16 protein-coding genes are annotated in these 14331 nt (G+C 41.0%); 11 read left to right on the top strand and 5 right to left on the bottom strand.

Annotated elements, in window-relative coordinates; genetic code table 11:
- Positions 1–10 precede the first annotated feature (10 nt).
- Positions 11–1546 carry a family 20 glycosylhydrolase gene (locus tag K1F36_RS10960; RefSeq protein ID WP_220113904.1) on the top strand — a complete coding sequence of 512 codons (1536 nt, stop codon included), beginning with the start codon at positions 11–13 and terminating at the stop codon, positions 1544–1546.
- A gap of 3 nt (positions 1547–1549) precedes the next feature.
- Here the strand turns inward: K1F36_RS10960 and K1F36_RS10955 are convergent, their stop codons facing one another.
- Genes K1F36_RS10955 through ruvX form a run of 3 tightly spaced genes read right to left on the bottom strand, consistent with a single transcriptional unit; the run spans position 1550 to position 3058 of the window.
- Entirely contained in the window at positions 1550–1996 is a 447-nt protein-coding gene (locus tag K1F36_RS10955) for a DUF5606 family protein (protein ID WP_220113855.1), read from the bottom strand.
- Between the two features lie 56 nt (positions 1997–2052).
- On the bottom strand, positions 2053–2643 hold the full coding sequence (gene def / locus K1F36_RS10950) for a peptide deformylase (protein ID WP_220113854.1): 591 nt from the start codon (positions 2641–2643) through the stop codon (positions 2053–2055).
- A gap of 4 nt (positions 2644–2647) precedes the next feature.
- Complete coding sequence (ruvX, locus tag K1F36_RS10945; RefSeq protein WP_220113853.1) at positions 2648–3058, bottom strand: Holliday junction resolvase RuvX; 411 nt, start codon at positions 3056–3058, stop codon at positions 2648–2650.
- Between the two features lie 100 nt (positions 3059–3158).
- Between ruvX and K1F36_RS10940 the strand changes: the two genes are divergently transcribed.
- On the top strand, positions 3159–3974 hold the full coding sequence (locus K1F36_RS10940; RefSeq protein ID WP_220113852.1) for a 2,3,4,5-tetrahydropyridine-2,6-dicarboxylate N-succinyltransferase: 816 nt from the start codon (positions 3159–3161) through the stop codon (positions 3972–3974).
- Positions 3975–4233: 259 nt separating this feature from the next.
- A complete protein-coding gene (locus K1F36_RS10935; RefSeq protein ID WP_220113851.1) occupies positions 4234–5037 on the top strand; it encodes a glycosyltransferase family 2 protein in 804 nt (267 codons plus the stop codon).
- On the opposite strand, the gene K1F36_RS10930 is transcribed toward K1F36_RS10935, so the two are convergent.
- Positions 5019–5852, bottom strand: coding sequence for a glycosyltransferase family 2 protein (locus K1F36_RS10930; RefSeq protein WP_220113850.1), 834 nt, complete (start codon positions 5850–5852; stop codon positions 5019–5021). The two genes, K1F36_RS10935 and K1F36_RS10930, sit on opposite strands and share 19 nt — an antisense overlap.
- Positions 5853–5918: 66 nt before the next feature.
- On the opposite strand from K1F36_RS10930, the gene K1F36_RS10925 reads away from it, so the two are divergent.
- From K1F36_RS10925 to K1F36_RS10900, 6 genes are read left to right on the top strand one after another with little or no spacing between them, the layout of a single operon-like run.
- Positions 5919–6734, top strand: a complete 816-nt coding sequence (locus tag K1F36_RS10925; protein ID WP_220113849.1) for a zinc-binding alcohol dehydrogenase — start codon at positions 5919–5921, stop codon at positions 6732–6734.
- Positions 6735–6738: 4 nt separating this feature from the next.
- On the top strand, positions 6739–7299 hold the full coding sequence (locus K1F36_RS10920) for an L-threonylcarbamoyladenylate synthase (RefSeq protein ID WP_220113848.1): 561 nt from the start codon (positions 6739–6741) through the stop codon (positions 7297–7299).
- Positions 7300–7301: 2 nt separating this feature from the next.
- Positions 7302–8732, top strand: coding sequence for a CCA tRNA nucleotidyltransferase (locus K1F36_RS10915; RefSeq protein WP_220113847.1), 1431 nt, complete (start codon positions 7302–7304; stop codon positions 8730–8732).
- The gene (locus tag K1F36_RS10910) at positions 8729–9742 is read left to right on the top strand and encodes a COX15/CtaA family protein (protein ID WP_220113846.1); all 1014 of its coding nucleotides are present in this window, start codon (positions 8729–8731) and stop codon (positions 9740–9742) included. The genes K1F36_RS10915 and K1F36_RS10910 overlap by 4 nt, the downstream gene beginning before the upstream one ends.
- Positions 9743–9785: 43 nt before the next feature.
- Positions 9786–10292 (top strand): plasmid pRiA4b ORF-3 family protein, encoded by a 507-nt coding sequence (locus K1F36_RS10905; RefSeq protein ID WP_220113845.1) that lies wholly within the window; start codon positions 9786–9788, stop codon positions 10290–10292.
- A gap of 44 nt (positions 10293–10336) precedes the next feature.
- Positions 10337–11395 (top strand): nucleoid-associated protein, encoded by a 1059-nt coding sequence (locus tag K1F36_RS10900; RefSeq protein WP_220113844.1) that lies wholly within the window; start codon positions 10337–10339, stop codon positions 11393–11395.
- On the opposite strand, the gene K1F36_RS10895 is transcribed toward K1F36_RS10900, so the two are convergent.
- Positions 11392–12468, bottom strand: coding sequence for a hypothetical protein (locus K1F36_RS10895; protein ID WP_220113843.1), 1077 nt, complete (start codon positions 12466–12468; stop codon positions 11392–11394). The genes K1F36_RS10900 and K1F36_RS10895 overlap by 4 nt on opposite strands.
- A gap of 77 nt (positions 12469–12545) precedes the next feature.
- Between K1F36_RS10895 and K1F36_RS10890 the strand changes: the two genes are divergently transcribed.
- Positions 12546–13442: an ABC transporter ATP-binding protein gene (locus K1F36_RS10890; RefSeq protein WP_220113842.1), complete on the top strand. Its 897-nt coding sequence runs from the start codon at positions 12546–12548 to the stop codon at positions 13440–13442.
- 12 nt (positions 13443–13454) lie between these two features.
- Complete coding sequence (locus tag K1F36_RS10885; RefSeq protein ID WP_176620540.1) at positions 13455–14288, top strand: ABC transporter permease; 834 nt, start codon at positions 13455–13457, stop codon at positions 14286–14288.
- The last annotated feature ends 43 nt before the right edge of the window (positions 14289–14331 follow it).

Raw genomic sequence — 14331 nt, 5'->3', positions numbered from 1 at the left:
AGTTATCTGCATGGCAGCTTGCCAAACCAAAAAAGAGGAAATCAATTTTCCAAAAACAGACTTAGCCAATGCTCCGTTAATTCCAAAACCCATTAAAACCATTCCAACTGGAAACGCTTTTGGTCTGGATGCAGGAACTGCCATTTATACCTCGACCACAAATCCCGAATTTGAGAAAGTGGGCCAGTTTTTATCCGAAAGCATTAAATCCAAAATAGGACTTGATGTTACCGTAAACTCATCATCTGAAGATAAATTGGAGCGATTGATCTACATTAACCAATCGGACAGTGTGGATTTGGAAAATCCCGAAGCCTATCAACTTTACATTAAAAAAGATTCTATTTTACTGAACGCCAAAACTGCCGCGGGTGCTTTTAGAGGGGTGCAAACGCTTCGGCAACTCATTCCGGAAAAGAGCAATGATACGCTTGCAGACCACCCTATATGGGTAATTCCTTCAGGAAAAATAATGGATGCTCCAAAATACGCATACCGCAGTTCCATGTTGGACGTGGCCCGTCACTTTTTCACCATAGATGAGGTCAAAAAATATATAGATGCCTTGGCATATTACAAATTCAACACGTTGCACTTGCATTTATCGGACGATCAAGGGTGGCGTATTGAAATCAAGTCTTGGCCAAAACTGACCGAGGTCGGTGGTGCTAGCGAAGTTGGCGGTGGTGAAGGCGGCTTTTACACCCAAGAAGAATACAAAGACCTAGTAGCTTATGCTGCTGACAGACATATTACCATTGTACCTGAGATTGATATGCCCGGACATACCAATTCGGCATCGTTGAGTTATCCATTTTTGCACTATGCGGGAGCAGAGACCCCACGTGTTCGTACCGACATGAAAGTGGGCTATAGTTCTTTTGATGCCCAAAAAGATACGGTTTACAGCTTTCTGGATGATGTTATTGGTGAAATTGCCATGATGACCCCTGGCCCCTATTTTCATATTGGCGGTGATGAAAGCCATGTAACCAGAAAGAGCGACTATATTCTTTTTGTGGAAAAAGTGGGCAAGTTGGTTCAAAAGCACAACAAAAGAATGATTGGTTGGGACGAAATAGCACAAGCGGATATTGACCCTAACTCGATTGCACAATTATGGAACGAGCCTAAAAATGCATTGAAGGCTGCCGAAAATGGTTCCAAAATCATTATTTCGCCTGCAAAAAAGGCCTATTTGGACATGAAATATGATTCCATTTCAGAATATGGCTTAAACTGGGCCGGTTACATCCCTGTTGATGTAGGGTACCAATGGGACCCAGAAACCTATGCCGAAGGGCTTGCCAAAGAAAATATTCTCGGCATTGAAGCTCCGTTATGGTCCGAAACCATTAGCAATGGAACCGAATTGGAATATTTGGCGTTCCCAAGATTGATTGGATATGCCGAATTGGGATGGTCGCCTAGTGAACACCTTAATTGGGACGACTATAAAAAACGTCTCGCAGCACAGGTTCCTTATCTGGAATCCATGCAGATCAACTATTACCCAACAAAGTTGGTGGACTGGGAAAAAGAATAGTGTTTATTCTTCCTCTTCTTCGGAAGCAGATACAGTAGGTTCCTCGGCATCCTTTTCTTCTTCAACAAAATCAGTGATGTTGTTGTCGAGAAGGATGTTGTACCACTGTATGATTTTCTTGATGTCGCTAGCATATACGCGATCCTCATCATAATTGGGAAGTACTTCGAAGAAATACTCTTCCAACTCAATTTTTTCAGCTTTGTGACTGATGGAAGTTTTTTTGCCTCCCTCTTTTTCTTTTATTTTCTGGAAAACTTCCTTTAAAGGAACTTCTTCTTCCAAGGTATAAATGGCTATTTCGGACAGCACGCTTACATTGCTTCTTAATCCAACGGTTACACGTTTGCCATCCAATAGGGATTCGCCAACAAAGCCACCTCGGGTTTGGGTCAATAATTTGTAAAGTCCTGGTTTACCTCCAATGGATAAAATCTTGTCTAATGCCATTCAAATAATAATTTTATGCGCGCAAAAATATGTTTTTATCGCAAACTGCGATTTTTTTAACGTCCTTTTTTGATGTTGGGAAACCTCATTCGGTAATCCACACTGATTTTTCCTTTGGAAATTTTGTCCAATCGGTTTTTTATCAGTCGTTTCTTTAGGGTTGAAAGCTTATCGGTGAACAAAACACCTTCGATATGGTCGTATTCGTGCTGAATCACCCGGGCCAATAGCCCATCGTAGGTTTCCGTGTGGGTCTTAAAGTCCTCATCCAAATAATTGATGGTGATTTCTGGCTTTCGTTTTACATCTTCGCGGATATCGGGTATGCTCAAACAACCTTCGTTAAAGTCCCACTCTTTGCCGTTTTCCTCTTCAATCGTGGCATTGATGAATACTTTTTTGAATCCATCGAGCTGCTTTTGCTCAGCTTCGGTCAACTCATCATCATCGGCAAAAGGAGTCGTATCGACCATAAACACTCGGATAGGAAGTCCCACTTGGGGAGCGGCCAGGCCAACGCCATGAGCATTGTACATGGTCTCCCACATATTGGTGATCAATTCGTCAAGTTTTGGATATTCTGATGTAATATCCTTCGCCTTTTTTCGCAAAACGGGATCTCCGTAAGCTACTATGGGTAAAATCATAAAATCAAAATCTGTTTAAGTAGGCCTGCAATATGAGCGTGGCACTTATTTCATCGACTAGGGCCTTATCCCTTCTTTTCTTCTTTTTCATTCCGCTGTCCAACATGGATTGAAATGCCATTTTGGAGGTGAACCGCTCATCTTGTCGCTCCACGGGAATGGAAGGAAACTTGGCCTTCAGCTTTTTCAAAAAAACCTGGATAAGCTCCTCGGACTCGGAAGCGGTGTTATCCATTTGCTTGGGCAGCCCCACAACAAAAAGTTCAACAGATTCTTTTTGGGTGTACTCGTCCAAAAAGGATAACAAGTCCTTGGTTTCAATGGTGGTCAATCCAGAAGCAATCAAATGAAGTTCATCGGTAATCGCTATTCCGGTCCGTACCTTTCCAAAATCCAAAGCCAAAATTCTAGCCAAAATAATTTTTTGGCAAAAATAACCTTAAAAATGTTATGCGCTTAAAAATGGCAACCATAATTCTGTCATGGGGCTTATCTTTGTCAAAACTTTAAGAAAAATGACAGAATTAAGAACGCTCATTGAAAAAGCGTGGGACAATAGGGAGTTGCTGGAGGAAGAAAAGACTCAAGACGCCATACGCGAAGTGATAAAGCTTATTGATTCAGGAGAGCTACGGTGTGCTGAACCCACAGAGGACGGCTGGCAGATAAACGAATGGGTAAAAAAGGGGGTGGTACTGTACTTCCCCATCCAAAAAATGGAGGTTCTAGAAGCTGGTATTTTTGAATATCACGATAAAATTCCGTTGAAGAAAGGCTATAAAGAAAAAGGTGTTCGCGTGGTTCCCCATGCGGTGGCAAGACACGGAGCTTATATTTCTAAGGGCACTATTTTGATGCCGAGTTATGTAAACATCGGCGCCTATGTCGATGAAGGAACCATGGTGGACACTTGGGCCACGGTGGGCAGTTGCGCCCAAATTGGTAAAAACGTTCACTTAAGTGGTGGTGTCGGTATAGGTGGGGTTTTGGAACCTTTACAGGCAGCTCCGGTAATTATTGAGGACAATGCTTTTATCGGCTCCAGATGTATTGTGGTGGAAGGTGTCCGAGTAGAAAAAGAAGCAGTTTTGGGCGCGAATGTTGTTTTGACGGCATCCACCAAGATAATTGATGTGACAGGTGATGAACCTGTGGAATTAAAAGGTAGAGTACCAGCAAGATCTGTTGTTATTCCCGGCAGTTACACGAAAAAATTCCCTGCTGGCGAATATCAGGTGCCTTGTGCCTTGATCATTGGTAAAAGAAAGGAAAGTACGGACAAAAAAACATCGCTGAACAATGCGCTTCGCGAGCACAAAGTTGCTGTGTAGCCACAATTAATCTGCATCTCAGCAGAATTTTAGAGTCAAGTCTTTATATGGGGTTGCTTTTTTCGTTAGATTGAAGCAACCCTATTGTTTTTTTGGTGTCTATAAAATACCTAACGGGATTAAAATTTGAGATTTTAACAAAAACGAAGTAGGGGTGTTTACGTGTTGATTGTTTGTAAGAAAAAGAAACGCCTAAACAATTTTTACGCTACTTTTTTGTTATAGATTTGTAAAATATTAAACACTACACCAATAAATTATGGCTGAATTGCGCACCCCAAAGCAAAAAATATCAGCACTTGTGATTACCTATAATGAAATGGGCTACATTGAAAAATGTATTGATTCCGTTTCTTTCGCTGATGAAATATTAGTCGTTGACTCTTACAGTACCGACGGCACTTACGAGTATCTTTTGAACCATCCAAAAGTAAAAGTGATTCAAAACCCTTTTGAAAATTTCACCGCTCAAAAGTCGTTTACGCTTAAACAAGCAGCCAACGATTGGGTTTTATTCTTGGATGCCGATGAAGTGGTTACGGAAAGTCTTCAAAAGGAAATCTTAGCAACCATTAATAATCCAGATGCCCACGAAGCTTATTGGTTCTATCGAAAGTTTATGTTCCAAAACGAACCTTTGAATTTCAGTGGTTGGCAAACGGACAAAAATTATAGGCTTTTCCGAAAAAGCAAAGCTCATTTTACCGATCAAAAAATTGTTCATGAAACTTTGGTAGTGGATGGCAAATCTGGAATCCTTAAAGAAAAATTGACTCATTTTTGCTACAAAAACTATGAGGACTACAAAGGGAAAATGCTTAAGTATGGCCAATTAAAGGCCAAAGAGGATTTCTACAAGGAAAAACATTTTAACTATGTATTGATGACGGTAAAGCCCGTCTGGAAATTCTTCAACCACTATATCCTCCGTTTAGGGATTTTGGACGGCAAAAAAGGATGGAGCATTTGTTACTTGAACGCCCTTGGCGTTTTGGAAAGGTTCAGAGAGCTAAAAAGACTGGAAAAAAAGAACGAGCTGGCCTACTATTTGGTGATGCCATAGTATGTCCACACCATTTTGTTTGACCTAGTCTCTTTGCGTATAGCTTGATTTTTAGCAATGGATTCTGGCGTTTTATAACCTCTCTTGTGGTCTAAGTGCACACAGACTGCACTATAGCGCAATTGTTTGGATTTAATCCCAAAATTGAACAAACGCTCGCCCAATTCACGGTCCTGTCCGCCATACTGCATGCGTTCATCAAAGCCGTTTACGTTTAATATATCCTTTTTCCAACCTGAGGAATTATGGCCGTTCCAACTGGCATTGGTCGGAGTAACCGTGTTCAATAACTTAGATATTATTCCACTAGCGGTAAGCTTGTTGTTCTTGAAAGTCTTGGGAATACCTTTTTCCTTAAGCCAATTAATGTTGAAACATTTCTGCTTTTCGATATCCTCCAAAGTAATCATTCTGGAAATGTTCATCGGAAGCATATAATACCCGCCCGAAATAAAATACCCCTGCTCTTTGTTAATGTAATGCACCTCTACAAAATCCTCACGTGGAATACAATCACCGTCCGTCATAATAATGTAATCAGCATTACAGGCTTCGACCGCTTTATTTAAAATCCTAGATTTCTGGAAGCCATCATCCTCTTGCCACACATGGACAATGTTGTAAAAAACCTCATCGGACATCTTTTCCAATAATTCCTTGGTCTTGGGACCAGAACCATCATCCGCAATAACCACCTCAAAATCCTTGAAAAGCTGGCAATTGAACCCCCACAACACCTTTTTCAGCCACTCTTCGGCATTATAGGTGCTAATGATTACTGATATTTTAGGTAATTCTGTTTCGTTTGGGTTCATCTGGGCAAAAATAGAAATATTAAATGTTATCTCATATGCTTAATTTTGTGATTCTAAACTCTTAGAATGAAGGTCAAGGAAATTCCTGTTTCACTTTTTTATCAGGCCAATCTAACCAGGCAATCCAAAGAAAGGCTGATTTCTCATAAAAAATGCGTTCCGGTTATTGTTTCGCTGGCATCGATTCCATCCAGGCTGAACATAGTGCACCTTACAATTCGAAGTTTATTGAATCAAGATGTGCTGCCCGAAAAAATTTTGCTGTGGCTGCATGAAGACCTAAAAAATAAAGTTCCAAAAAAACTTACCGACCTAGTTGGAAATATCTTCAGTATAGAGTTTACCGATTACTACAGTTCACATAGAAAATTGGTGGAGCCTTTAAAACTATACCCTGAAAAAATTATTGCTACTTGTGATGATGATATGATGTATCGCCAAAAATGGCTGTCAAACCTTTATGAAGCCCATCAAGAGAACCCTGATAAAATCATCGCAAACCAAACCCGCTGCATAACCTACAATGAATCTGGAGAGCTACTACCTTACAAACAATGGAATTCCAATCTAGCAGAATGCAAAAACAAAAAACTTATTCTGCCCATCGGTGCGGGAGGCACTCTCTATCCCCCAAACACCATGGATACACAAGTTTTTGACAGGGGGTTATTTTTAAGGCTTGCCCCCAATGCGGACGATCTATGGTTCAAAATAATGGGGCTGTTAAAAGGAACACAATCCATACAAGCCCATAACAGTGAAAAAGAGCCCATACCCATTTTGGGGTCACAAAAAGTCTCATTAAAAAAAGGAAATATTGGTATGGATAAAAACAGAGTACAATGGCAGGCTTTGACCGACCATTTTCAACTAAAATTCTAAAACATTGATCGAAGAAATCAACAACTGCAATAAAGTGCTGCAAGAAGGCGGGCTCATCCTCTACCCTACCGATACCGTCTGGGGCATAGGCTGCGATGCCACTAATCCCGAAGCCGTAAAAAAAGTGTACGCTCTTAAAAAGCGCGAAGACACCAAAGCACTTATCTGCTTAGTGGCCAACCAGGCCATGTTGGAGCGCCATGTAAAAGAAGTGCCCGAAGTCGCTTACGATATCATGGACCTGGCAACCAAACCTACCACCATTGTATTTGATGAACCCATTGGGATAGCGGAAAATCTGGTCGCAGAAGACAATACACTGGCGATTCGTGTGGCTTCCGATAAATTCTGCCAGTACCTCATCAATAAATTCAGGAAACCCATTGTTTCCACATCCGCCAACATTTCGGGCAATCCCACCCCAAAACAATTCAAGGATATCGATGAAGAAATTTTAAAAGGAGTGGACTATGTGGTAAATTTGCCGGATGAAAATATAAACCCTTCCCCCTCCTCTATCATTAAATTGAGCAACGACGGACAGGTGAAGGTTATTCGGGAATAACAATGGCGAAGGAATTCCATACAGCGGCAATACAACATCCTATTTTTAAACTTATCGGCGAAGCTTCAGACGAACTGGGCGTGGACTCCTACGTTATCGGTGGTTTTGTTCGCGATTATTTCTTAAAAAGAAATACGCCAAAAGATATTGATGTGGTCGCTGTTGGAAGCGGAATAGCACTTGCCAAAAAAGTAGCCTCGAAACTTAAGGGCAAACCAGAAATATCCGTATTCAAGAATTTTGGAACCGCGATGATCAAGCATAAAGATTTAGAGCTTGAGTTTGTAGGTGCCAGAAAAGAAAGCTACAATCGAGATAGCCGAAAACCCATTGTGGAAGATGGCACTTTGGAAGACGACCAAAACCGCCGCGATTTCACCATAAACGCGATGGCCCTGGCCCTTAACCAATCCAATTTTGGAGAACTTTTAGACCCGTTTGATGGTTTAGCGGACTTGGATAGGCAAATCATTCGAACCCCTTTGGAGCCGGGCATTACCTATTCCGACGACCCGCTACGGATGATGCGTGCCATTCGGTTTGCAACACAACTGCATTTTACCATTGAGCTACAATCGCTTCAGGCCATTACCGAGAACAAAGACCGTATCAAAATTGTTTCCAAGGAACGTATCGTGGACGAACTCAACAAAATATTGATGAGTTCCAAACCGTCCATAGGATTTTCGTTGATGCACAAAACTGAGCTTCTACCTTTAATATTGCCAGAGCTTACCGCTTTACAAGGTATAGAAGAGATAGAAGGTCAACGTCATAAAGATAATTTTTGGCACACCTTGGAGGTCGTGGACAATATTTCCGAAACCACGGACAACCTCTGGTTGCGATGGGCGGCATTGCTTCACGATATCGGCAAGGCACCCACCAAAAAATTCCATAAAAAAATCGGTTGGACCTTCCATGCCCATGAATTTGTAGGGGCAAAAATGGTGTACAAACTCTTCAAGAGGTTGCGGTTGCCTTTGAACGAGAAAATGAAATTCGTTCAAAAAATGGTATTGATGAGTTCAAGACCCATTATTTTGTCCGAAGATCACGTCACGGATTCCGCGGTTCGGCGGTTGGTTTTTGATGCCGGAGATTTTGTGGAAGACCTTATGACACTTTGTGAGGCGGACATCACAACAAAAAATCCTCGCAAACAAGAAAAATACAAGAACAATTTTAAGATTGTACGCCAAAAAATAGTGGAAGTAGAAGAGCGTGACCACGTTCGGAACTTTCAGCCCCCTGTTTCCGGTGAGGAGATCATGAAGACCTTCAACTTGAAACCTTCCAAGGAAATCGGCATCATCAAAGATGCCATCAAAGAAGCGATTTTGGAAGGCGAAATTCCGAACGAATATGAGGCCGCCTACCAGTTTATGTTGGAAAAAGGCAAAAAATTGAACCTAAAAGTCCACTCCGAATGAAAAAGAGCAAATATGTAGTGTATTGGTTGTTAACTGGGTGTTTTCTCATTTTTGTAATGGTTTTGGTAGGCGGTATTACTCGCCTTACCCATTCTGGGCTTTCCATATCCGACTATAAATTGATTCACGGTACCATTCCCCCAATGAATGAGCAAGAATGGCAGGAAGCCTTTGACCTGTACAAACAATATCCTGAGTACCAAAAGCTCAACTATCATTTTGGAATTGAGGAATTCAAGGACATCTATTTTTGGGAGTGGCTTCACAGGGTTATTGGAAGGTTTATAGGGATTGTGTTCATCATTCCGTTCCTGTATTTTTTATTCAAGAAGAAATTGGACAGTCCGACCGTAAAAAAATGTCTGGTCCTGCTCTTTTTAGGTGGGTTTCAAGGGTTTCTCGGTTGGTACATGGTAAAAAGCGGGCTTGTGGACCGTCCGGATGTATCCCACTTTAGGTTGGCCGCACACTTAACGACGGCCTTTCTCACCTTTGCTTATAGCCTGTGGGTGGCACTAGACCTCATTTACCCCTACAAGAAAGAAATCAATCTGAAAATCCGGAACTTGATCAGGGTCGGACTTGTGCTTTTGTTGCTTCAAATTATCTGGGGTGCTTTTGTTGCCGGTTTGGATGCAGGATTCATCCACAACCATTGGCCGCTGATGAGCGATGGCAAGTTGATTCATGAAACCGTTTATATTGAACAGCAACCCGTGATCAAAAACTTTTATGAAGGTAAGAGCGGCGTACAGTTTGTCCATCGATATTTGGCATATATTGTAGTTGGTGCAATAGCTTTGATTTGGTACAGAACCCGTAAAATTCAGAGGACTACACTTCAAGAAAAAGGATTACAAGTATTGTTGGCCTTGGTTTTTACGCAATTTGTATTGGGTGTGCTCACTTTGGTTTACGCCGTGCCGCTGTGGCTGGGAATCGCACATCAAATAGGTGCATTTTTCCTTTTAGCAGCCATGACTTTTACCCTGCACAGGTTCTCCAAATAAGGTCTATTTATTGTACCTTTGTGCCCACTCTAAAATTTGATGGATGATTTATAAAATCAGGATAATACTTGATGCTGAGGAAGATATCTTTCGAGATATCGAAATTGAAGACCAAAATACCTTGGAGGATTTTCACAATGCCATAACACAAGCTTTTGGTTTTGAGGGAAGTGAAATGGCCTCTTTTTATACTTGTGATGAGGAATGGAACCAAGATGAGGAAATTGCTCTTTTTGATATGAGCGAGAACGGTTCCGATATCCGGTTGATGAACGAAACTACTTTGGATGATGTGATGACCGAAAATAATCCGAAGTTGATTTATGTTTACGACTTTTTTAGCATGTGGACGTTTTTTGTGGAACTTGCAGATATTGTTGAAAAAGAAGATGGGAGAATATACCCAAATGTATTGTTCACCTTTGGTGAACTACCGGATGCCCCGCCGGAAAAAAAGTTCGAAGCAGACTCCAATGAGGAGGAAGACGGAAACTATGACGACCTTTTGGACAGCTACGACGACATGGACTTTGATGAAAACTGGAACTAACCTAACTCTTGACCAAGTTTTAACCATTAACATTTAATCTTAACATGCTAAACCTATATAACGCCCAAATTGAAAGTATTTCACTTCATCGTGTTGGCAACAAAAGTAAAAATGAGTCTGCCTTTTTATCCGCAGAACCTTTTTCGCTGAACGATGAAATGGCAGGACTTTTAAAGGAATACTTTTTTAAACCGTTTAGGGAAAAAGAGGAAAATTACTACAAATTTGGTCACGATGTAGATTTGGAGTTCAATGAGGTGCATGCGGCGGTAACTGGTATTTTTGAAAATCCATCTGACAACCACAGGCTTTCCAAAAAGATTACCACTTATCTTTTTGAGCAATCCAACCACCCACATATAAAAAGCGGTGAGGTATACGTGGTCCATTTTTCGGATATGGTGATAGATAATCAAAAAACGGATGCCGTTGGTATTTTTAAAAGTGAGTTAAAGCACGATTTCCTTCAATTTGAAGAAAATGAGCACAACTTGGAGATCTTGATTCGACAAGGTATCAACATCAATAAGCTTGACAAGGGATGCATCGTTTTCAACATCAACAAAGAAGAAGGATTTAAAGTTCTTTCCGTAGATAGCAACCGTTATGATGCCAAATACTGGCTGGAAAACTTTTTGGGAGTGCTGCCATTGACCGATGACAACTTCTACACCAAGAATTACCTGAAGTTCTGCCAAAACTTCGCCAAGGATGTGGTATTACCGGCCGAGGACAAGCAACAAGAGGTCTTGTTCATGAACCGTGCAGTGAACCACTTTGCCAAAAACGATAATTTTGAGGAGACCTCATTCTTGAACGAGGTGATGGAAAACCCTGAACTCATACCGGAATTCAAGCACTACAAGGTTGAGAAAGGTCCAAAATATAGCATTGAGGATGTTTCCAATTTTGATATCGCGAACAAAGCTGTGAGCGATGCCCGTAAAAAAATCAAGAATGTCATCAATCTGGACACCAACATCCAGATAAAAATGGATTTCATCAACCCGGAATCCGCAGAAAAATTTGTGGAAAAAGGTTGGGACGAGGAACGCCAGATGTACTACTATCTAGTGTATTTCAACAAAGAGCAAAAGAGCTAGAATTTTTTTTCTATAATCTGTCGCATACTTACGTCTTCGTAGTTACGCTTCACAAAATCCAGGGCATGTATCAACACTTCGCCCATGGTTTTGCTGTCTCGGAAGTTAATATCTCCAGTTAGGTCCAATAGCTGCGTTTTTAACATTTCGGTGTTTTCCGGCGGAGCAATGGTATCAACTTCGCACACATCCAACAGTCGCTTGAGCCTTCTACCCCAGCTCAATATTCTTTTGGCGATTATGGAGCGTTCTTCCACAATATATTGATTCACAGAGTCGACCGTCAATTTGCTCTGAACCAAATCCACCATTACTTTGTTCTCCTTAAAAAATTGTGGCCGGTACACTTTTATTTTTCCTTCATAACATTGCTGGTCAAAATCGATGGCCCTTATCTTGTAGTTCACACTATCAAAATCGTGTGTGGGCACAATCACATAGTTGTACGAGCGCATATCGCCCAACAACCTAATCATACAACGTTCATTGAACTTTACGAATTCCTTGGCAATCTGCGCTTTATCAAATTCTGAGCATTCGGGCAGGTTTTTTTTGAAGAACACATCACCGGGAATACCTACAATATGCTCCTCGATCAATGTATTTTGATAAATGACAAAATTGAGGTTGTACGGCGACAACATATGCTCCAACTCCAATCCATACACACGGGAAGCATCGGTTTTTTTTACATAGAACAAGGTGTAGTTATCGTTCAGAATATTCCGAACCTTGATCCTGAAGGGTTTAGAGTTCCCAAATGTGCAATAATCCACATAGTCCACGTTCAAATATTGGAAAATCTTATCGCTACCATCGGAAACAAAATTGGAATAGACCCGCTTTAGGGCCAAATCGATTTCATCCCGATCAAACTCTGGATAAAAAACCCGTACCCATAGGGTATCCTCATCATTGGCATCATACACGGCAACACTTCCCGAGAACCGGAGAAGGTCATCATAATGGATGGGAATCTCTATTTTTCGGTTGTAATATTTCAAATATTCATCAAGCTCCTTGCTTATGGGATAGGCAGGTTTCTTTTTCGACATCAACTTTTCTTCCGACATTGTATTCGATTATTTGTAACAAATTGTAATATACTTCGTCAAGTTAGTATAAACCATTCAAAAAACGATAGCATCTTTTGGAAACAATACTTACCGTAAGCCATCTTACCAAAAAATTTGGTTATCTCACCGCAGTCAACGACCTCTCCTTTACCATTGAAAAGGGGAACGTTTATGGCATTTTGGGACCCAATGGAAGTGGTAAATCGACCACATTGGGCATTATTTTGAACGTTGTAAACCGTACTTCTGGAGAATTTAGTTGGTTCGACGGTTCAACAACTACCCATGATGCCCTAAAAAAAGTGGGGGCCATTATTGAACGCCCCAATTTTTATCCGTACATGAATGCTATTCAAAACTTAAGGTTGGTATGCAAAATAAAGGATGTACCAGAAACAAAAATTCAGGAAAAACTGGAGCTGGTCGGGCTGTGGGACCGTCGCAACAGTAAGTTCAAGACGTATTCTTTGGGGATGAAACAACGTATGGCTATTGCATCGGCCCTGCTCAACGACCCTGAAATATTGATTTTGGACGAGCCCACCAATGGCTTGGACCCTCAGGGAATACATCAAATCAGGGAAATCATCAAAACTATAGCTAACCAGGGTACCACCATTTTATTGGCATCGCACTTATTGGACGAGGTGGAAAAGGTATGTTCCCATGTTATCATCCTTAGAAAAGGGGAAAACCTCTACTCCGGTCCGGTAGACAGCATGTTGGCAAGTCATGGTTTTTTTGAATTAAGGTCTACCGACTTGGACCAATTGCAAACCCTATTGGAAAAAAGTGCCAGTTTTGGCAAAATAGAAAACTTCAATGGAACGCTGACTGCTTATTTAAAAGAGGAAATGGATGCCGAAAGTTTGAACAAAATGTTGTTTGAAAAAGGGATTACCCTATCCCATCTTGTAAAGCGAAAAGAAAGCCTTGAGGAACAATTTTTAACCCTGACCAAGAACCAATAATCAAAAAAACGAATGTTACGTCTCCTACAAATAGAATTTATAAAACTGTGGAACAATAGGGCCAGCAAGGTACTTATTATCTCCTATTTTGTGCTCCTGACTTCCATTGCCCTCATTGCAGCCATTAAGTTTGATATTGGCCCGGTAGAGTTCCATCTTGCCGACCAAGGCATATTTAACTTCCCATACATTTGGCACTTCAACACCTTTGTCACTGCATTGTTTAAACTGTTTTTGGCCATTGTTATCGTTTCCATGATGTCCAACGAATACAGCAACAAGACCATAAAACAAAATTTGATAGACGGATTATCTAAAAAGGAATTCATTACTTCCAAAGTTCTTACGGTAATATCCTTTGCACTGATATCCACCATATTTGTTTTCGTGGTCTCCATGATTCTTGGTTTGGCATATTCGGACTACAATGAAATGTCCATTATATTCTCTGATTTGGAGTTTTTGCCCGCTTTCTTTATCAAGTTGGTCGGATTCTTCTCATTCTGTCTTTTCTTGGGGATTTTGGTGAAACGCTCTGCCTTTGCACTCGGTTTCCTCATCCTATGGACCATATTTGAGCAAGTGGTATTTGGCTTGTTGGGATGGAAAGTGATGAGTTGGGAAGCCGCTAAAGCAGTAAAACGCTTCTTTCCGTTGGAATCCATGTCCAATTTGATCAAAGAACCCTTTACAAGACTCTCTGCGGTACAAAATATTGGACAACAGATTGGAGAGGATATGAAGTTCGACTACCATGTGTATTGGTACGAGTTCTTCATAGTCATTATCTGGACGGCCATTTTCATCTATTTATCCTACGCCTTGTTGAAGAAACGCGATTTGTAACAACATCAACTAAGAATATTAGAGCTTTGCTTCTATTTGGTGG

The sequence above is a fragment of the Flagellimonas abyssi genome, assembly GCF_019457905.1.
Lineage (GTDB): Bacteria > Bacteroidota > Bacteroidia > Flavobacteriales > Flavobacteriaceae > Flagellimonas > Flagellimonas abyssi.
This window is presented reverse-complemented; position numbering and strand designations above follow the sequence as displayed.